We start from the raw sequence: 18,955 nt of genomic DNA, 5'->3' as shown, positions 1-18,955 counted from the left end.
TTAGACGCGAGCCCGGGGCCCGTGGGTTATACCCTAAGAGCGAACCACCCTTTTTAAGGGTGGTTCTGATTTGTATCGGCATCAAAAAACCCGGCAGGCGACCGCATGGGCCGCCTACCGGGCTAGCCGTAGGCAAAATGGATTCGGGCGAACAGCTGCTCAGCTTATCCCAGCAGACTCAGACCGACGGAGACAAACGCCAGGATAACGCCGACGATGGACTCGCCGCCGAGCAGGCCGCTGGCGACGACCAAGCCCTGCTCCTGGAAGGCGGCGTCCTTGGCGGCCTTCTCCTCGTCCGAAAGACCGGCCTCGGCATCGCGGTGGGCTGCCCACTTGTCGTAGGCGAGCTTGACGCAGGAGCCCAGGAAGGCCGTGAGCGACATGTAGAACGGCAGGTACACGCCCAGGCCGATCATCATGGCCGGAATGCCGAGCCAGTACATGACGATGCCGGCGATAAAGCCGCCTGCGAACCACGGCACGCTCGGGATGCCCGAGACCATGGTGGCGACGACGCTTGCCTGCGCGGCCACAAAGCTCTTGTCGGGGCCGAAGGCGTCCGGACCATAGGCGGTGACGAGCGCGACCATGACGGCAGCGGCGACCAGGGCGCCCACGATGCCGCCGATGGCCTGGCCGATCCACTGCGCACGTGGATTGGTGCCCAGCACGGCGCCGGCCTTAAAGTCGTTCATGACGTCGCCCGCAAGGCCGCATGCCACGGCCACGATGCCGGCGATAAAGAACAGCTTGACCTGGGCGATCTGTGCGAAGGCAGCCACGATGAGCATGACGATGAGGCCGAAGATCTCCATGGGGTCGATGCCCGTCTGGCCGCAGCTCTGCGCGCTCATGATGGTGGTGACAAAGGTGAACAGCGTGACGATGACGGCCGGGACGGGGCCAAGGTCGAGCGCGATGGCGACGATCACGGCGATGGCGGCAGTACCCAGGCCGATGATGCCGGCGTCGAGCTTAAGCGAGCCCGAGATGAGCGACTGCTCGTCGGTGTCGCTGGAGCTGTCGGCGGCGAGGCCGCGGGCGATGCCGGCGACCTGCGGCAGGATGTCCTTGAGGACGACGGCGACGCCAAAGCCCATCATGAGGCCCATGCCGAGCGATTTGACGATGCCCTGCGCAGTCACAACGTCGAATAGACCGGCAGCGGTGCCGCCCACGATGATGCCAAAGTTACCTAGCAGCGCGCCGGCAAACCAGAAGGCAACCGGGGCGAAGCCAACCAAAAAGCCGATGGAGAGCAGCATGGGCGAGTTATAGATGGCAAAGGTCACGCCGGGGATATTGAGCGTGCACAGCATGCTGGGCACCACGCCCAGAGCGTCGCGAAGCACGCTGTAGATGCCTGCGATGGCCATGGAGCCAAAGAGCTGCTTGCCGGTCTTGCCGCCGGCCTCGGTGGCGCGCAGTGTCTGAGCTGCGGCATTGCCGGTGGGAAACTCCAGCGCGGCGTCCACGATAAAGTGGCGGTGGATGAGCGCCGTTGCCAGCAGGCCCAAGATGGTGCCGGCGAGTGCCACGATAAACATGTCGAGCCAGCTGATCTGGTCGGCATAGCCCAGCATCCAGGCGCCCGGGATGGTAAACGCCAGGCCGCCGGCGACCATGGCGCCCGCGGACATGATGGTGTGGGTGACGTTGGCCTCGTTGAGGCTGGCGTTGCCCATGAGCTTCAGGAAGAACAGCGAGATGACGGCAGCGAAAATAATCGGCCAGGGGAGTGCACCCATCTTGAGGGCGGTATAGGCCGAGCTTGCCGTGATGATCACGCAGCCAAGGACGCCGATGACGACGCCGCGCAGCGTGAGTTGCCCGCGCATCGAAGCGCGGTTCGAGGGATTGCTCATATAGAACTCCTTTGCGTATATCCGCTTCCCCCGGGAGCGCCGCTACGGATACGGCGCGGGAAGTCGGGTTACCAAGGGCCGTCGCGTGAGCTCGCGCGCGACCGCGCACCAGTATAGCCGCAAGCTAGTCATTTTGGGATGACTGGTTTAGGTAGGCGATATACTGCTGGACAGACGAAAGGAGCGCCGACGATGCTTAATGGGTGCGCATATATATTGACGGTCGACGTGGGCAACACGTTCATTCGCTTTGGCCTGTTTGCCGAGGATTCAGCCGCGGCACGGGAATACCCGCTCGCGACGTGCGAGATCACGACGCCGGTCCGTATTACGGCCGACGAAGCGCGCATGCGACTTGTGCAGGTCATGGGCGCGCTCGCCGCCGATGCGGGGGTGCCCGGGGTGCTCGTACCCGCCGCGGCCGTGCTGAGCTGTGTGGTCCCGGCGCTCGAGCGCCCGTGGAAGGCGGCACTTTCCCGTACCTGCACGGGGCGCGTGCTCACTGTGGGGCCGGGCCTCAAGACTGGCATACCTGTGCACTACGATGACCCGGCCGAGATCGGTCCCGACCGCATCGCCGACGCCGTGGCTGCCCGTGCTGTCTACGGTTCGCCGTGCATTGTGATCGACCTGGGCACCACGACCAATATCGAGGTCATCGACGCACGCGGCACCTTTGTCGGCGGCGTTATCGCACCGGGGCTGGCGCTCGGTGCCCGTTCGCTTTCGGCCGCTGCGGCGCGCCTGCCTCAGGTTGAGCCCTCGGCGCCGACGCATGTCATCGGCCGCAACACGCGTGAGGCCATGCGCTCGGGCGTGGTTCTGGGCGAGGTGGCCCGCATCGACGGCATGCTCGACATGGTGCTCGCCGAGATGCGCGCGACCAAGGCCACGGGGGAGGGCGATGTGCCCATCGTCATTACCGGCGATGATGCCGAGGCACTTGCGGCCCTTGTCGGTCATAGCCTGACGGTCGATGACGCGTTGACGCTTCGCGGCCTGGCCGAGCTCTACCACATCAACCAAAAGCCCCGTCGCGCGTAGCAATGGGGGCGGTGGGACAAAAACGTCTCCACCTTCCACCTGCTACAATGGGTCAAACTGTTGCGATTACGGAGGTGTCTGCCATGTCGGACGATCTTCATCAAACTGCGTCGGGCAAGCGCCGCGACGTTATTAGCTGGGATGAGTTCTTTATGAGCGTGGCCATCGCCGCGCAGCGCCGCAGTAAGGACCCCAACACGCAGGTGGGCGCGTGCATCGCCAGCACCAACCACCGCATCCTTTCGGTGGGCTACAACGGTACGCCCTCGGCGCTCAACGACGACTTTTTCCCGTGGGGCACGAGCGACGACCCGTTGCAGGATAAGCACAACTACGTAGTGCATGCCGAGGCCAACGCCGTGCTCAACTACCGCGGCTCGCTCAAAGACCTTGAGGGTTCCACGGTCTACGTCACGCTGTTCCCGTGCCACGACTGCGCCAAGATCCTGGCTCAGGTGGGCGTGGGCGAGGTCGTCTACCTGGACAATAAGTATGCCGACACCGATGACGGCCGTATCAGCCGCCGTATTCTCGACTCCTGCGGCATCAGCTACCGCCAGGTCATCGTCGATGTCCAGATTGGTACCGGGGGACAGGCTCGGCAGTAATATGCGTTGTCGCTATCTGACGACGAACACAGCTCAAAGAGCCCCGTCCCAAATTGACTGCTCGTGAAAGTCATGTCCGCACGCATGGCTGGCGCCTAAGCGGGTACATGGCTGTAGTAACATAGCCCCTGTCCGCGGGCGTGCCCGCGTTATTGTGAGAAAGGAGCCCCTGTGGCTGTTAACGAAGAGCTGCTTAAGAAGGTTCTTGAAGAGATTCGCCCCAACCTGCAGGCCGACGGCGGCGATATGGAGTATGTGGGCGTCGACGACGAGGGTGTCGTCAAGTTGGAACTACAGGGCGCCTGCGCCGGCTGCCCCATGAGCTCGCTGACCCTTTCCATGGGTATCGAGCGCATCCTGAAGGAGCACGTGCCCGGCGTCACCCGCGTCGAGCAGGTCAATGCTTCCGGCGAGACCGACGACCTGTACGACGAGTACGCGCCGTTCTAAGATGCGAAAGCTGCGGACGACATGTTCCGCATAGACGTTACGCCCAGATATGCGGCTGCGAGCGCAAGGCCCGCGGCCGCATTTGGTATGTAGGGAGTAGGAGGGTCGACATGCTCAACGACTTCTACCATATGCTTGATCCCGTCGCGATTTCGGCGGGGCCCATCACGATTTACTGGTATGGTCTGGCCTATGTGGTCGGCGCCCTGCTCACGGCGGTCGTCATGTACCGCACGCAGCGTCGCTGGGGCTTTAACATCACGATTGACGACCTGACGAGTGTCGTGGTCGGCGTGGTCTTTGGCCTCATTATCGGTGCGCGCCTGTTCTACGTCGTCTTTTACGGTGATGGCTACTACTGGGCGCACCCGCTCGAGATCTTTGCCACCAACGAGGGCGGCATGAGCTTCCATGGCGGTTTGGTGGGCGGTATTATCGGCGGCATCATCGTGTGCCGCATGTATAAGCTCGACGCATGGACTTTGGCAGACCTTGCCGTCATCGGCGCGCCGCTGGCCTTGTGCCTGGGCCGTTGTGCCAACTTTGTCAACGGTGAGCTGTGGGGCAAGCCGACCGATCTGCCCTGGGGTGTGGTCTTTGGCGGGACTGCGGGCGATATGCCGCGTCACCCCTCCCAGCTCTACGAGGCATTTCTTGAGGGCATCGTGCTCTTTTGCATTCTGCAGGTGCTCAGACGCAAAAAGCCGCTGCTGCCTCAGGGTACGTTTATGGGCGTGTTCGTGATGGGATACGGCATCGTCCGCTTCCTCGTCGAGTTCGTGCGCGTGCCCGACGCCCAGCTTGGCTATTTGCTGGGCGGCGTCATCACGATGGGGCAGCTGCTGAGTCTTCCGCTCGTGATCGCCGGCCTGGCGCTCATCATCTTCGCGCGACACCGCAACCGTCCCCAGCGCATCTACCTCGACGCCTAACCACCACAAAGGGGACACAGGCACCTTTGTGGTGGTTTTGCTGAGTTTGATAGGTTTCTAGAAAGGCTTTCGGACTGTGAAGGATTCCGATCTCTCCACAACGGCTGCGCGCGACGCTGCCCGCATCGTCTGGTTTAAGCGCTACCCCGCCAAGCAGACGCTCATCGCATTTCTGCTCGCGCTGTTGGCGACCACGGCGTTTTCCATCGATCCCGCCCCGGTGTCGAGCAACGCAGTCTTGGCGATTGACCCCAAAGCCTCGGGCATGCTGTACGTGTGCTACGAGGTGCTCCTCTCGTTTGCCGGCCATACCGACGCGGTCATGCTGCTTGCGCTTGCCTGCCTGCTCACGCTGCCGTTTCGCTACGTGTTCTTTGGCCGTGGCGACACCTGGCGCCCATCGATTATTCTGCCGTCGCTGTTTTTCGCCATCTGCATGGTGTTCGGCCGCAGCTACGACCTTATCGACTCGGCCGAGATTGTTCTTGGCGACAAGGCCCGCATCATCTGCGCCTGGATTGGCGGCGCGGGCTGGATGCTCCTAGCGATCGTGGCCTTCTATCTGGCTTTTGAGTGCCTGGATTGGCTGAGCTCTCGGCGCATTCCGTTTTCCGAAGCGCACTTTGGCCGCGTATGGCGTGTGGCTCACGCCGTGCTCTCGGTCCATCCCTTTGCCGGGCCCTTCCTGGTGCTTATGATCGCCTGGGCGCCCACGCTCATCGCTTCGCTGCCCGGCCTTTTTATGGGAGATACGGGTGCGCAGATTCGCCAGTGGTTCAACTATCCCAATGGCACGAGCGACTACCTGCGCCTGCTCAACCCCAACGTGCTGCTCAACGGGCACCATCCCGTAGTGCACACGGCCATTATCGGCTCGTGCGTTCAACTGGGGCTTTCGCTGTTCAACAGCGCTAACGCGGGCCTCATCATCTATACCTGCGCTCAATTTGTCATCACGGCTGCCTGCATGGCCTATTCCATTTCGTCGCTGCGCAAACTGGGCGTGAGCCTGCCGGTTCGCGGTACGATCCTGCTGTTCTTTGCGTTTATGCCGATGTTCTCTAACTACGCGGCGTTGCTCACCAAAGACGTGCTCTTTGCCGACGCGTTTTTGGTGCTGCTGGTACAGACCGTCAAGCTCGTGGCATGTGGCTTGCCCCGTCGTGATGCCAATGCCGAGCGTGCGGGCGAACAGAGGCCCGTGCTCTTTGCGCGCCACGACTGGCTGTTGCTTGCGCTGGCTGCCATGGGTTCCACGTTTTTGCGCAATGGCGGTCTGGTCTTTCCGTTGGCGGCCTGCGTGATTGCGGCGGCGTTTTGCGCATGGGATGTACATGTCGCTCGTCGTGCGGCTAAGCAGACGGGCACCGCGGTCTCATGCGCCACACCGCGCTTCCGCTGGGTTGGCGTCCTCGCGGTACTCGCGCTCTGCCTTGCCTCTAATATGTACTTCACCAAGGTCTTTATGCCGGCGCACGACATCACGCCTGGTTCCAAGCGCGAAATCCTCTCGATTCCGTTCCAACAGACGGCTCGTTTCGTCCAAAAGCACGACGGCCTCAACTCGGGTGTCAACCCTACGGTTAAGGAGGACGGTACTATCGTGGAGGCTCCTTGCGACGGCTTGGTGACCGACGATGAGCGTGCCGTGATCGACCGTGTGCTCAAGTACGACAATCTGGGCCGCCGCTACAACCCGGATAAGTCGGACGCCGTCAAAAATTGCTTTAACGAGTACGCCTCGCAGGAGGACATCAAGGCCTATTTTGAGGTCTGGGCGCAGATGTTCAAAAAGGATCCCGAGTGCTACATCTCGGCGCTCATCAATAACTACTACGGCTACTTTTATCCGAGTGCCCGCGATGCGTGGGTCTACAGCACGGCGCGCAGTGCCGAGATTATGGCGAAGCCCGATAACCTCAAGTACTTTGACTTCCATCCGGTCGATAGCAAGGTTGTGCGCTGGTGCGACCACCTGATCAACCTGTATCGCGTGGCGGTGCAGCGCATTCCGTTTATCTCGCTCACCATGAGCTCGGCCACCTATGTGTGGATTATGATCGCCGTGGTGGTCTACCTGTTGCGCCGCCATTCGTGGCGCGGGCTGGCCATTTGGGTGCCGCTGCTGGGCGTGCTCGCCGTGTGTCTGATCGGTCCCTGCAACGGTTCGACCTATATGCGCTACCTGTATCCGGTTATCGCCTGCATGCCCTTTGCCATCGGCGCCACCATCACTCGCAGCGACCTTCTCTGGTCCTAATTTGGTGCAAAGGGGACAGGTTGCTTTGCACCAAAGGATGGCATCATCACGACGCCTTCATTTTGGGGTTTATCTCGCAGGCCAGTAGGTATATCATAACGACGTTTGTTTATATTGCCCGAGCATCTGCGCTGGGCTTTAGGTCAAAACCGATAGGAGACACGTATGTCCGGACACTCTAAGTGGGCCACAACCAAGCATCGTAAGGGCGCGCAGGACGCCAAGCGTTCCGCCCTCTTCTCCAAGCTGAGCCGCAACATCACCGTTGCTGCCCGTCTCGGCGGTGACCCGCTGCCCGAGAACAACGCCAGCCTCGCCGCTGCCGTTGCTAAGGCCAAGGCTCAGTCCATGCCCAAGGACAAGATCAAGTCCGCTATCGACAAGGCCTTTGGTTCGGGTGCCGATGCCGCCGTCTACGAGAACATCGTGTACGAGGGCTATGGTCCCGCCGGTGTCGCCGTCTACGTTGACTGCCTGACCGACAACCGCAACCGTACTGCCGCCGATGTCCGTTCCGCTTTCTCCCACGCTGGTGGCAACCTGGGCACTTCCGGCTCCGTCGCCTTCCAGTTTGAGCGCAAGGGCCAGATCGTCGTCGCCAAGGAGATCCTGGACGAGAACGCCAAGAAGGAGACCATGATCGCCAACGGTGCTGCCGGTGACGAGGATGAGTTCATGATGGCCATCGCCGAGGCCGGTGGCGAGGACTACGAGGACGCCGGCGAGGAGTGGATCGTCTGGACCGCTGCTAACGACGTCATGGCTGTCTCCAAGGCACTCGAGGAGCAGGGCGTCCAGGTCAAGGGTTCCGAGACCACCATGGTTCCGACCACCCCGACCGAGGTCTCCGGTACCGACGCCAAGAAGGTTCAGCGCCTCATCGACCGTCTCGAGGAGCTCGACGACGTCCAGGACGTCTACAGCACCATGGACATGACCGACGAGGTCATCGCTGCCCTCGAGGAGGAGTAGCGCCTGCACGGGTTAAGCCGTGCATATCTGGGCATAATGAAGCGAGCATGCAAGCCTCGTGGAATAGATGAGCCGGATCCGCGTGCGTATGGCACCGGACCCGGCTCTTTTATAATGATGCGAATCGTTTTGCATTCTGTGGACCGAAACCTGAAGGGAGCGCGCGTGCGCGTACTCAAACGAGCCCTAGCGATCGTGTATCTTGCCGCCGCCATCGTGGCGCTGGGTGCGCTTGTCTGCCAGTTCTGGGGACCGTATACGTATCGCTTTATGCTGCTATTGCGTGACACCATGCCTCGCGTCGTCGTTACGGTGTGCGCCGCCATCGTGGCGCTTGGCGTGCTCATCGGTTTTTTCCGCTTGATGTTCGCGCGTCGCGAGCCGTCCTGCGTGCATCCGGCGGGGGAGCGCAATATCGAGGTCACGCTCGCAGCGCTTTCCTCGTGCGCCCGTGCCGCGGCGGAGTGCGATGAACGCGTGATGGTTGAGCATATCGAGGCGCGCGTTCAAGGCTCCGACGAGTCGCACGTTCGTTTTAAGGTCGAGGCCATCGCGCTCGATGATAGGGACGTTGCCGCTCTTGCCACCTCGATGCAGCAGCGCATCGAGAAGGCCTGTGACACCATGCTCGGCACGCCGGGCACGACCGCGCGCGTCCGTTTTTTGCCGTCCAAGACTACCGTCCAGACCGTGGAGGTTTCCGGTGAGTGATACCAACCAAGACAAGACCGCCCGCACGCCGCGCCTGACGATCGATCAGAACGCTATGCCGGCAGGCGAGTCCGCCGACACCAAGCCCGAGGCCGGCGAGCAGCACGACAGCGCCGCCAACGACTTTGACGAGGCCATGGGTCTCATCAAAGGTACGGGCGCTGCTATCTGGAGCTACGCCGTGCGCCACCCCAACACTACGCTCGGCGCCGTGGCAGGCTTTATCCTCGCCGTGCTGGTACTTACGTTGGGCCTGTGGGACACGCTCGTCATCGCATTCTTTGTGCTGATCGGCGCCGTGATCGGCCAGATTCGCGACGGCGAGAACGGTATCGTCAACTTCTTCGGCCGTCTGTTTAGCGGCCGCTAATATGTATTCGACTGTCGCATCCGCGGCAGGCATAAGGAGGAACCATGGCTTTTAACACGAAGGTCGATGTGGCCGATACCGAGCTCGAGGCGAATGAGGCCGTTGTCGATGCCGGGGACGTGGCGCTCGAGGACGAGGCACTCGTCGAGGCCGAGTTCGATGCGGACGAGGACAACGAGGAGATGGACGAGGAGGCGGACGAGTCCGAGGACTCGCTGACCTATTCCAACGGCGTGATCGAGAAAATCGTCGCCATGGCCACCCGCGAGGTGCCGCACGTTCTGGGCATGAAGGGAAACCTCATGCACTTTGTGCAGGAGCAGTTTGGTGCCGAGAACCTGACCAAGGGCGTGACGGTCGAGGTCACCGACGACAACCGCGTGGTCGTCAACATCTCGGTCATCATCGAGTATGGCGCCTATGCGCCTGCGATCTTCGACGACGTTAAGGCGCGCGTCACCGAGCGTCTGGCCGCGATGACCGGCCTTGAGGTGGCAGGCGTCAACCTACGCATCGAGGATGTCATCACCCCCGAGGAGTACGAGCACCGCACCAGCCAGCACGAGTAACCTACCAAAAAGGGACAGGTTTGTTTTGGCAGGTTTTATCTGCGTAAACGTCAAACGGCCGGTCGCGCATGCAAAAGCGCGGCCGGCCGTTTTCTATATGCCCTCGATGCGGTCATACCGCTCGTCTAACTAAGGGTTGCAATCTTCGCGTTCCGCGTTACCCTAATGGGCGCATTGTTTCCAAATTGTTAACGAGGGGTTGCCGTAATGGCCGACGAACACGAGACCGAAAGCAAGGCATGGGCGATTGAAGCCGCTGCGGCAGAGGCGGCGTCGCGTGCCGCCGAGGAGGTACATCGTCCTCCGGTGGTGCCGATGGAGCGCGTTGTCGGTCGCGAGGATATCGAACGTGGCGAGCGCGCCGGCCGCAAGCGCAGCCAGGAGCCAGGCTTTCCGCGCTTTTTTGCCGAGCTCAATCTGGGCCTGATTCTCACGGCGTTCGCCATCGTGGCCTTTAAAACCCCCAATCACTTTGCCTTCGGCGGCACCTCGGGCGTGTCGGTCATTCTTTCTACGCTGTTCCCGACCCTGCCCGTCGGCGTCTTTATGTGGATTATCAACGCGGTCCTGGTCGTTCTGGGCTTTATCTTTTTGGAGCGCAAGGCGATTCTGTGGAGCGTCTTCGCTTCGTTTGCGCTTTCGGCCTACGTCTCGCTGTTTGAGCTCTTCATTCCGACGGATGTTTCGATGACGGGTGATATGTGGCTCGACCTGTGCTTTGCCGTCATCTTGCCGGCGCTCGGCAGCGCTATTGTCTTTGATATCGGCGCCTCGACGGGTGGCACGGACATTCTTGCCATGATCCTCAAACGCCGCACCACGCTCGAGATTGGCCGCGCGCTGCTGCTGGTCGATATCGGCATCGTAACCATCGCGGCTTTCCTGTATGGCCCGCGCGTTGGCCTGTACTGCGTGCTTGGCCTGTTTGCCAAGACGCTCGTGGTCGATAAGGCTATCGAGAGCATTCACCTTCGTAAGGTCTGCACGATCATTTGCGCCGAACCGCGAAAAGTCGAGGAGTTTATTGTCAAGCATCTCAACCGCACGGCAACGATCAGCCGTGGCTACGGCGCCTTCTCGGGCAAGTGCGTCACGGTGATTATGAGCGTGCTGAGCCGTCGCGAGGCAGTGCAGCTGCGCCGCTATACCCGCGAGATTGACCCTGGCGCCTTCATCACCATCGTCGATAGCTCCGAGATCGTGGGCAAGGGCTTCCGCGGCACGAACTAGCGCGGACGCACCCTTCGAATCATTGAATAAAGCCGCCTACGTTGCAAATCGGCCATCTTGGAGTATTTGTCCCCACATTGGGCGATAATGTTGCCAAAGACATCGTTTGCGATCCAGGTGATTCGCTCTAGATACGAAGGGATGATTTCGATGTTCTGTTCGCAGTGTGGCGCCCCCATGGGCGATAACGACAAGTTCTGTGGCGCGTGTGGCGCTCCTAATACCGGTGCTGCAACCTCTGCTCCTCAGGGGCAGTCTCAGCCTCAGCAGTTTGTTCCTCAGCCTAACGTGAACGTGCCCAAGGGCTGTGTAGCTCAGGCGTTTGAAGACATGACCAAGACGCCGGGCGTGCTGCAGCGCGTGTGCCAGATTGCCTTTTTGCCGGCGCTCATCTGTGTCGTGTCGGTGCTCGTGCTCTTCATTCCCGTTATCGGCGGTATCGCGGCTGCCTTCGGCTTTTTGGCTGCCTGTGTGGCAAGCGCGTGCGGTTCTGGCTTTGGCATCGAATGGGGTCGCGACCTGTCGCTCAAGGTCGATGACGGCATGGATCGTCCGTTGATGCGTTCCACGTCGTTTGGCCTTGGCGTCTTTTCGGGCGTTATTTCGAGCGTGCTCAAGGTTATCGCGGCTATTCCCGTTATTGGTGTAGCGCTTTCGCTGGTGGAGAGCGTGGTAATTGGTGCCGCGGGTGCGTACTCTTATTACGGCTCCTATGCGCTTGAGGCCGCTCTATTTGGCTCGCTGGGCCTGTTTGTTCTGGCTATGATTGCCACGGCGGTCCTGGGTGTCTTCTTTACTATGTTCGCCGACATCGCCGTGATGCACTTTGCGGTGACCGGTCGCGTCGAGAGCGCGTTTTCGCTCGATAAGGTCTGGGCGGCCTTTAAGAACAATAAGACCAAGCTGTTCTGCGCATCGTTCCTTCCCGAGTTTTTGACGGGTCTGGTCGCCAACGTTATCACATGGATCCTGACGCTCGTCTTTGGCACCATTGCCTCTGTCGGTATGTATAGCTACTACTACCGTCCTACGGCTATTGAGGCGCTTGTTACCGGCGGTGGCATTACGCTCGTATTGTTCTTGGTGCTGACGGCGTTTGTCACGGTATTCCTTACGGTCTTTGGCAACATGCTCAAGCATCGTGCCGTTGGCTATTGGGTGGCGCGCTACGCAAGCGAGTGGGCCGACGAGGACAAGGACGACGTCCTGACCTTTGTGCTGCCGTTTGAGAAGAAGTCTGCTCCTTCGGGTTACAGCGCTCCGGATGCTTCGCCGGCACCTGCGCCCGAGCCCGAGCCCGCGCCCGAGTCTGCGCCTGAGCCTGCACCCGAGCCGGCGCCTGTGCCTGAGCCGGCACCCGCACCTGCGCCTGCAACGTCGCCCGCGCCGAGTTCTGCTCCCGAGCAGGAGTGCCCGCCTGTTGGCGAACCTGCTGAGCAGACTGCGCCGGCGTTGGGCGATAAGGGCGATCAGGCAGCGACCGATCAGCCCGAAGAAGACCAGGCCGAATAGCTTGAGGGGGGCTGCGGTCCAGAGTGCCTAAGGCCATGGTCCGTTTTAGCCGATGCCGCCGGGTTGGTTGCCTTCATTTTGGTAATCGACCCGGCGTGATTGAAGGTATCCCGTTGGGATGCGGCATGTGAGACCAAAGACGCATGTCGTCTTATGGGAAGGAGGATCTATGTTTTGCGAAAATTGCGGAGCACCCGTTTTGGATGATGCAAAGTTTTGTCCTGCTTGCGGCGAGCCCGTCAACGCTACGTCGGCTGCCGCGTCTGAGCCTCAGCCGGTACAGATTCAGCCCGCCCCGGCACCTCAGCCTGCGCCTCAGGGCGCACCCACACCGCCACCCATGCCCGGTGCGGTTGAGCTCGATCGTAACTTTGGCATGATACTGCTGCTCGCTATTGTCACGTGCGGTATCTACGGCATCTATGCGTACTACAAAATATCTGAGGATGTCGCAACTATGTGCTCGGGCGACGGGGACGATATGCCCAACTACCTGATTGCAATCCTGCTGTCGTTCATTACCTGCGGCATCTATGGCCTGTGGTGGACATACCGTTTCGGCAATCGCATCCAGGCCAACGGTCCTCGCTATGGTCTTACCATTGCCGAGAGCGGCACGACGCTTCTGTTGTGGCAGCTGATCGGCGCCTTGCAGTGCGGCATCGGACCGATTATTGGTTTCTATCTGATCGTCAAGAACGTCAACGCGATGGCGGCTGCCTACACTGCGCAGGTTACGGCACGTGCGTAGCAACTCGGATTCACAAGCACGGTCCAAGACAAGGGGCACGGCGGGGCTATTCCGCCGCGCCCTTTTGTTCGCCGCTATCTTGGCGCTGTCGTGCCTTGTGCTGTATGTGACGGGCATCGGCTGCCCGTTTAGGGCGCTTACGGGCATTCCGTGCCCGGGCTGCGGCATGACGCGCGCGTGGCTCGCGGCGTTTGGGCTCGATTGGCGTGCCGCGCTTGCGTATCATCCGCTGTTTTGGATGGTTCCCCCTATGTTTGCGCTGGCGTGCGCCAGGGACTATGTCACAACTACGCGCACCCGAAAGACAATCGATGCGGCGCTGGTCGCAATATGCTTGCTGCTGGTTGCGGTGTGGGCAATCCGCCTGGTCAACCCCGCAGACGCCGGCCTGCTTTTTGGGGGCCATGTTCCTGTGGGGGTTCCTGCCGATATCATTTATCTCGAGCAGCCACGCTGGCTCATCATCCTTCGCTCTTACCTGTCGTGACGGAGGATACGTTGGAAAAGCGGTCGACACATAAGCGGGGGCGAACGTTGAGATAACGTTCGCCCCCGCTTTGCTCTAGCCAGGTTGTTACGGGTGGGCGTGACGGCTACTCGTCGCGCTTCTCCTCGTGGCGAGCAGCGGCACGGGCATCGTGAATGCCCTTGATGGCGGCATGGCGGGCGGTGCGGGCGTCGTGCACGGCGTCGCGGGCCTCGGCGGCCGTTGCCTTGGCAGAGCGCAGCTTGGCCGCCAGGTCGGGATTGGTCTCGGCAACTGCGGCGATCGTGGGGCCGTCGAGCTCTTCTTGCGTGGGCTCGGCCAAAAAGTCGATGGCATACTGAGCGGCTACCATGGAGCCCTTGGCGAGCGCGCTCTCGTCGATCTTGTAGAAGCAGGAGTGCTGGGCATAGGTGGCGCCAATCTGGGGGTTGCGCGTGCCAACAAAGGCGAGCACGCCCGGCACGCGGCGCAGGTACTCCGAGAAGTCCTCGCCCGAAAGCGTGCCGCGGTAATGGCCCTCGCCTGCGGGGCCCAGGCACTTGAGCACAGCTTGGCGGCAACGCTCGCTCGAGGCGGCATCGTTTTCGACCTTGTAGTTGGCGATGGTGTAGTCGGTGAGTTCGGCCTCGGCGCCTAGTGCTGCTGCGGTGTGCTCCACGATGCGGCGCATAAGCTCGGGCATTTCCTCATGCGTCTTGTCGCCATAGGTGCGCACCGTGCCGGCGAGGTATGCCGTGCCGGCGATAACGTTGCGCGCGGTGCCGCCGTGCAGTTCGCCGACGGTGATGACGGCGGGTTCGTAGGGGCTAATCTCGCGCGAGACGATGGTCTGCAGGGCGTTGACGATTTCGGCGGCAACCATAACGGCGTCGTGGCCGCGCTGGGGCATGGCGCCATGGCACGAGGTGCCGCGGACATCAATGCGGAACCAGTCGGTGTTTGCCATGCGCGGACCGGGCTCGCAGCTCACGGTGCCGGCATCGACCTCGCTCCAGATGTGCGCGGCATAGGCACCGTCGACGCCATCGAGTACGCCCGTACCGATCATGAGCTTGGCGCCCTGGCCGTTTTCCTCGCTGGGCTGGAAAACGATGCGAATCTCGCCGTGGATGTCATCGGTCATGTGGCGCAGAATCTGCAACGTGCCGAGCATCATGGCGATATGGCAGTCGTGGCCGCAGGCGTGCATGCAGCCCTCGTTGACGCTGGCGAACTCCTCGCCGGTCTGCTCGGTGACGGGCAGGGCGTCGATGTCGGCGCGCAGCAGGATACGGCGGCGCGGCGTGCCGTCCTCGCGGTAGGCATCGGGCGCGGTGCCGCGGAGTGTCGCCACCAGGCCCGTCTTGAGTGGACGCTCGTAGGGGATATTCATGGCGTCGAGCTGGTTGGCGATGTCGGAAGTCGTGCGCTCCTCGGCAAGGCTCAGCTCCGGGTGCTTATGGAAGTGCCGGCGCTGCTTGATGATATAGGGCTCAAACTCGGCGGCGATATCTCGGATGGCCACGGTGACCTCGTCTGCCGCGCGAACCTCGGTTGTCGACATAATCTGCTGTGCCTTGGTCTTCGTCATGGTCGATTTGCTCCTTGCTGGGTCGATCGCAAAATCATACAGGCTTATCCAAGTATGCCACCTGCCGCTAGGGCTGGTAAAGTTGCCATTTGCCGCTTGGGGTTTTGTTGCAAGGGCGGGGGAGTACACTCGGGGTTGTTGAACTTGTACCCGTCTTTTCTGCCTGGTACTCCGCATAGCTCTTTCCCTTGCTGCCCTTGCCGGGGACGACAACGGACAAGCCATTTTCCCGGCACAGCTTGTCGCTCATGTTCCGTATGCCGTAATAGCTCCTTTTGTTGGAATTGTATTTATGGTGGTCTACAAAGTTCACCGCGCAAAAAATGATATGGTTATGGACGTGTCCTTTGTCAATGTGCGTCGTGAGTACATACTCATGCTGCCCCTTTGTTACCGCGTCGGCAAGCTGCTTTCCGATTTCATGGGCTTTCTGATAATCGACTTCCCCCGGCTCAAAGGACTGTATCAGATGAAAGGCTAAATTGTTCCCCTTTTGGAGTGCTTGCGACAGGGTATATTCAAACTCAATATCTGCCGTTTCATAGGAGCAACCGAAAGAGGACACAAGCATTTTCCCGTCCGTCTTGTCCGGGTTTTCGATATAGTCAAGGGCTTTGCTTAGAGTGCTTTTAATAGGCTTAATCTTTGTAACCGCCATATCTCCGCAAGCACCCCCTTTATTTCCTCTATGTCCTCTTGGTATGCGTTCCCCGTCGCGTTTACGCGGCGTGCTATCTGGTTGACGTTGACACCGATTTTCTGTATCTCTGCGGTCATAGCCTTTATATCGGCGTGGTCTATCTGAATGATATACCCGTCAATGGCAATCTTCCGCAGATACGCCGCCATGTTCCGGGTGGGTACGAGCTTCATTTTTTCCAGTATTAAATCCCGTTCCGCTTCCGTCACTCTGAATTTGATTTGCACTGTCCTTTTGCGTCCGTCCATGTGTTCGCTCCTTTCCTTTCCGTTCCGAGGGTTTGGGACACTTCCCAACAAGCAATTTTCAACCGACGCGCCGCAGCGCGGGAGGGCGAAAATACGGAAGTGGTACCCGCTTCCTATGCTTGCTACGAATGTTTTTATCCTTTAGGCTCTTATCACCTACTACGGAGAAAAAGCGATTTTGCCAAACTTACGCAAAAGAAAAACGCTGCAACCTCAAAAAAGATTACAACGCTTTCTAAATCCTGTTCAGTTTTAAGTCGGACATTCCTATTCGCCCTCTTTTTCGACTTCGGAAATCTCCTTTGCCGTTGCGGTTACAATCCGTATGCCTGTATCGCTCATACCGTCAAGAAGCGCGTCAAGCTGCCGCCGCTGCGTGTTCTTCTCCGGCGGCGTTTCTAAAAGGAATTGGTCTACGGATATATGGTAACGCTGTATCAGCTCAAAGAATATCTGTAAACTTGGGTGCTGCCCCTTGTTCTCAATGTTCGCAAGGTAGCGCGGCGAGATAAACATTTCGTCGCCTACTTTCTTGCGGCTCTCCTTGCATCCCTCACGCGCTGCCTTTATCGCTGCCCCAAAAGCCTTAAAGTCGTATCGTGGTACTGGTCTTTTTGCCATAGTTATTCACCCTATTACATTTTACTGTTCCCCTTTCTTCTTGGATATGTCTACGTAGTTCTATCAGTTAGCCAAAATAATTCATATATATATATATGTTGACAACAAGCTGCTTTTGTTTTTAATATTATATAAAAGGGGGGGAATGTTTATGTTACATAGCATGCGTATTCGATAAGCATTGAAATCAAAAAAGATTTTTCCCATTTTCAATATGGGCTTTTTTGTCATGCTTATTTTGCGTATGCTATACAACAAAACTAACGACGTATAGACATAGTATAAAAACTATGCCTTAATTTTGTTGTAGTATTATATGTATAAATGCAGGTCAATGCTCATGTTGAGAATTGACCTGCATTTTTTTGCGCAAAAGGAGAAATATTATGCTTGAAAAATATTGGATAAAATGTCCAATTTGTAACGGAAAGACGAGGGTTCAAGTATTTTATAATACGGTATTAAGAAATTTTCCTCTTTTCTGCCCTAAATGTAAATTAACGCATATCGTTGATGTTGAAAAACTAGAAATCATAATCAAAAACTCTGAAAAACAAACTTTTTAATTTTGAAAAGGAAGGATATTTAAATGAAACACTTACCTAAAAGTACACCTACGGAAATATTGAATGACCCATACGGATTTACTTACAAAGAAATGTCGGAAGTAATTGGAGAGGATAAAGCAAGAGCCTTATATACGGAATTGTATAAACAGCCATTTCACAAAGAAAATCTATCAATATCAACAAAAAAAGTCTATAAAAGTAGCGATACTGAAAAGTATGTTTATGAATTGAAAGATAACAGGTATATTGAAACGGTTTTTATTAAACGGCGAGATGGTGGGACTGTTTGCGTAAGTACGCAAGTTGGTTGTTCTGTTGGCTGTATTTTTTGTGAGTCCGGACGCAATGGTTTTGTTCGTAATCTAACACCGTCTGAAATTGTGCAGCAGGTTGTATTGATACGTCAAAAAGTAAATCGTATCGTTTTTATGGGAATGGGAGAACCTTTATTCAATTACGACAACTTGATTGCAGCAATCCATATTCTTCGAGATAGAAATGGACTTAACTTTCCAACCGACGGCATTACCGTATCAACAGTTGGTCCAGTTAATCAATTAAAAAAATTGCGCGAAGAACATCTAAAAATTCAGTTGACAATATCTTTACATGCAGCAACACAGGCTGCGAGAAACTGTATCATTCCTCATATGCACATGTACGCTATTGAAGATGTTGTTAAGCAAGCATTGTCCTATTCTCAAAGGCATAATCGAAAAGTGGTATTTGCGTATTTGCTTTTACCAGGTATAAATGACCGTTCCTCAGATATAAGGCAACTTGCAAAATGGTTTAAGGGCAAAAATGTTATGATTAACGTGCTGCAATACAACCCGACGAGTAATTCAAAAATTAGAGCACCACAAAAACAAGAAATGGTTGCGTTCAAACATCAATTAGAGCAAACAGGACTTGAAGTTACCATGAGAGTTTCTCATGGTAGAAAGATTAAAGCAGCTTGTGGACAGTTAGCTAATACATATAATAAAGCCAAAAAACAACAGAAATAATTTAATTAAAAGAGCCAGACGCACAGACGCAGAGCCGATAATATGCAGTTTGAAATACTGCTGTTATCGGCTCTTTTTTGATTTTAATTTGTGCCCCTAATAACCATATTGGAGCAAAATCAGAACTGTTGCTTGTCGTTCTTTGATTTCCGCAGCAGCTTTGAAAAATCAAAGCCGCCGTTTCTTTTTATCTTCTAATGAAATGACGCGGTATCACTGTTGAAATCGGCGGCTAAAGGAGGTAGCCGCCATGAAGCAAAAAGCATATCGACAAAATCCGACAGTTATTGACTTATCAAAAAAAGCCCGCCCACCACCGGGGGAAACTACGCTTATATATATGAACTGTCTAATCATCTGGATACTGCTTACAATGCCTATGCGCCCGTCCGGGCTTTTCGGACGGGCGCATTTTGTACGTTCAAAAAATTTTTGAAGAAATTTCAAAAAATCTTCGGCGTTTTTGAAAAACG

19 protein-coding genes and 1 pseudogene are annotated in these 18,955 nt (G+C 57.5%); 15 read left to right on the top strand and 5 right to left on the bottom strand.

Annotated features, from left to right (window positions below; genetic code table 11):
* Positions 1–164 precede the first annotated feature (164 nt).
* The gene (locus tag DW943_RS04305) at positions 165–1,868 is read right to left on the bottom strand and encodes an OPT/YSL family transporter (protein WP_117862268.1); all 1,704 of its coding nucleotides are present in this window, start codon (positions 1,866–1,868) and stop codon (positions 165–167) included.
* Between the two features lie 192 nt (positions 1,869–2,060).
* On the opposite strand from DW943_RS04305, the gene DW943_RS04300 reads away from it, so the two are divergent.
* From DW943_RS04300 to DW943_RS04240, 13 genes are all read left to right on the top strand, one after another.
* Positions 2,061–2,912 carry a type III pantothenate kinase gene (locus tag DW943_RS04300; protein WP_117862267.1) on the top strand — a complete coding sequence of 284 codons (852 nt, stop codon included), beginning with the start codon at positions 2,061–2,063 and terminating at the stop codon, positions 2,910–2,912.
* 83 nt (positions 2,913–2,995) lie between these two features.
* Positions 2,996–3,520 (top strand): dCMP deaminase family protein, encoded by a 525-nt coding sequence (locus DW943_RS04295; protein WP_117584124.1) that lies wholly within the window; start codon positions 2,996–2,998, stop codon positions 3,518–3,520.
* 171 nt (positions 3,521–3,691) lie between these two features.
* Positions 3,692–3,970, top strand: a complete 279-nt coding sequence (locus DW943_RS04290; RefSeq protein ID WP_099432127.1) for a NifU family protein — start codon at positions 3,692–3,694, stop codon at positions 3,968–3,970.
* Positions 3,971–4,080: 110 nt separating this feature from the next.
* Positions 4,081–4,902, top strand: a complete 822-nt coding sequence (gene lgt, locus DW943_RS04285) for a prolipoprotein diacylglyceryl transferase (RefSeq protein WP_117862266.1) — start codon at positions 4,081–4,083, stop codon at positions 4,900–4,902.
* A gap of 76 nt (positions 4,903–4,978) precedes the next feature.
* The gene (locus DW943_RS04280; RefSeq protein WP_233543594.1) at positions 4,979–7,162 is read left to right on the top strand and encodes a DUF6020 family protein; all 2,184 of its coding nucleotides are present in this window, start codon (positions 4,979–4,981) and stop codon (positions 7,160–7,162) included.
* Between the two features lie 165 nt (positions 7,163–7,327).
* Positions 7,328–8,134: a YebC/PmpR family DNA-binding transcriptional regulator gene (locus DW943_RS04275; RefSeq protein ID WP_055251993.1), complete on the top strand. Its 807-nt coding sequence runs from the start codon at positions 7,328–7,330 to the stop codon at positions 8,132–8,134.
* Positions 8,135–8,299: 165 nt separating this feature from the next.
* The gene (locus DW943_RS04270) at positions 8,300–8,845 is read left to right on the top strand and encodes a hypothetical protein (RefSeq protein WP_117862265.1); all 546 of its coding nucleotides are present in this window, start codon (positions 8,300–8,302) and stop codon (positions 8,843–8,845) included.
* Entirely contained in the window at positions 8,838–9,215 is a 378-nt protein-coding gene (locus DW943_RS04265; RefSeq protein WP_233502694.1) for a DUF2273 domain-containing protein, read from the top strand. The genes DW943_RS04270 and DW943_RS04265 overlap by 8 nt, the downstream gene beginning before the upstream one ends.
* A 44-nt stretch (positions 9,216–9,259) precedes the next feature.
* Positions 9,260–9,784 (top strand): Asp23/Gls24 family envelope stress response protein, encoded by a 525-nt coding sequence (locus DW943_RS04260; RefSeq protein WP_117843148.1) that lies wholly within the window; start codon positions 9,260–9,262, stop codon positions 9,782–9,784.
* Between the two features lie 207 nt (positions 9,785–9,991).
* Complete coding sequence (locus DW943_RS04255; RefSeq protein ID WP_117843149.1) at positions 9,992–11,014, top strand: YitT family protein; 1,023 nt, start codon at positions 9,992–9,994, stop codon at positions 11,012–11,014.
* 150 nt (positions 11,015–11,164) lie between these two features.
* Positions 11,165–12,526, top strand: a complete 1,362-nt coding sequence (locus DW943_RS04250; protein WP_158559625.1) for a zinc-ribbon domain-containing protein — start codon at positions 11,165–11,167, stop codon at positions 12,524–12,526.
* 169 nt (positions 12,527–12,695) lie between these two features.
* Positions 12,696–13,277 carry a DUF4234 domain-containing protein gene (locus DW943_RS04245; protein WP_158559626.1) on the top strand — a complete coding sequence of 194 codons (582 nt, stop codon included), beginning with the start codon at positions 12,696–12,698 and terminating at the stop codon, positions 13,275–13,277.
* Positions 13,270–13,764, top strand: a complete 495-nt coding sequence (locus DW943_RS04240; protein ID WP_199572778.1) for a DUF2752 domain-containing protein — start codon at positions 13,270–13,272, stop codon at positions 13,762–13,764. Before DW943_RS04245 ends, DW943_RS04240 begins: the two co-directional genes overlap by 8 nt.
* 106 nt (positions 13,765–13,870) lie before the next feature.
* Here DW943_RS04240 and DW943_RS04235 read toward each other — a convergent pair whose 3' ends face one another.
* From DW943_RS04235 to DW943_RS04220, 4 genes and pseudogenes are all read right to left on the bottom strand, one after another.
* Positions 13,871–15,334, bottom strand: a complete 1,464-nt coding sequence (locus tag DW943_RS04235) for a M20 family metallopeptidase (protein WP_117862263.1) — start codon at positions 15,332–15,334, stop codon at positions 13,871–13,873.
* 142 nt (positions 15,335–15,476) lie between these two features.
* Positions 15,477–15,992 (bottom strand): annotated as a pseudogene (locus DW943_RS04230) (relaxase/mobilization nuclease domain-containing protein); the annotation flags it as partial.
* Entirely contained in the window at positions 15,953–16,282 is a 330-nt protein-coding gene (mobC, locus tag DW943_RS04225) for a plasmid mobilization relaxosome protein MobC (RefSeq protein ID WP_002569185.1), read from the bottom strand. The gene mobC and the pseudogene DW943_RS04230, both read right to left, overlap by 40 nt.
* 267 nt (positions 16,283–16,549) lie before the next feature.
* Positions 16,550–16,903 (bottom strand): helix-turn-helix transcriptional regulator, encoded by a 354-nt coding sequence (locus DW943_RS04220; protein WP_002569186.1) that lies wholly within the window; start codon positions 16,901–16,903, stop codon positions 16,550–16,552.
* A 386-nt stretch (positions 16,904–17,289) separates the two neighbouring features.
* Between DW943_RS04220 and DW943_RS04215 the strand changes: the two genes are divergently transcribed.
* Both DW943_RS04215 and rlmN read left to right on the top strand, forming a co-directional pair.
* A complete protein-coding gene (locus DW943_RS04215; RefSeq protein WP_002588768.1) occupies positions 17,290–17,469 on the top strand; it encodes a cysteine-rich KTR domain-containing protein in 180 nt (59 codons plus the stop codon).
* A gap of 23 nt (positions 17,470–17,492) precedes the next feature.
* Positions 17,493–18,482 carry a 23S rRNA (adenine(2503)-C(2))-methyltransferase RlmN gene (gene rlmN, locus DW943_RS04210; protein ID WP_117648538.1) on the top strand — a complete coding sequence of 330 codons (990 nt, stop codon included), beginning with the start codon at positions 17,493–17,495 and terminating at the stop codon, positions 18,480–18,482.
* Positions 18,483–18,955 lie beyond the last annotated feature (473 nt).

The organism is Collinsella sp. AM44-11, from assembly GCF_003467145.1.
GTDB lineage: Bacteria > Actinomycetota > Coriobacteriia > Coriobacteriales > Coriobacteriaceae > Collinsella.
The sequence above is the reverse complement of the archived record's forward strand: the minus strand, read 5'-3'. Positions and strand labels throughout refer to the sequence as shown.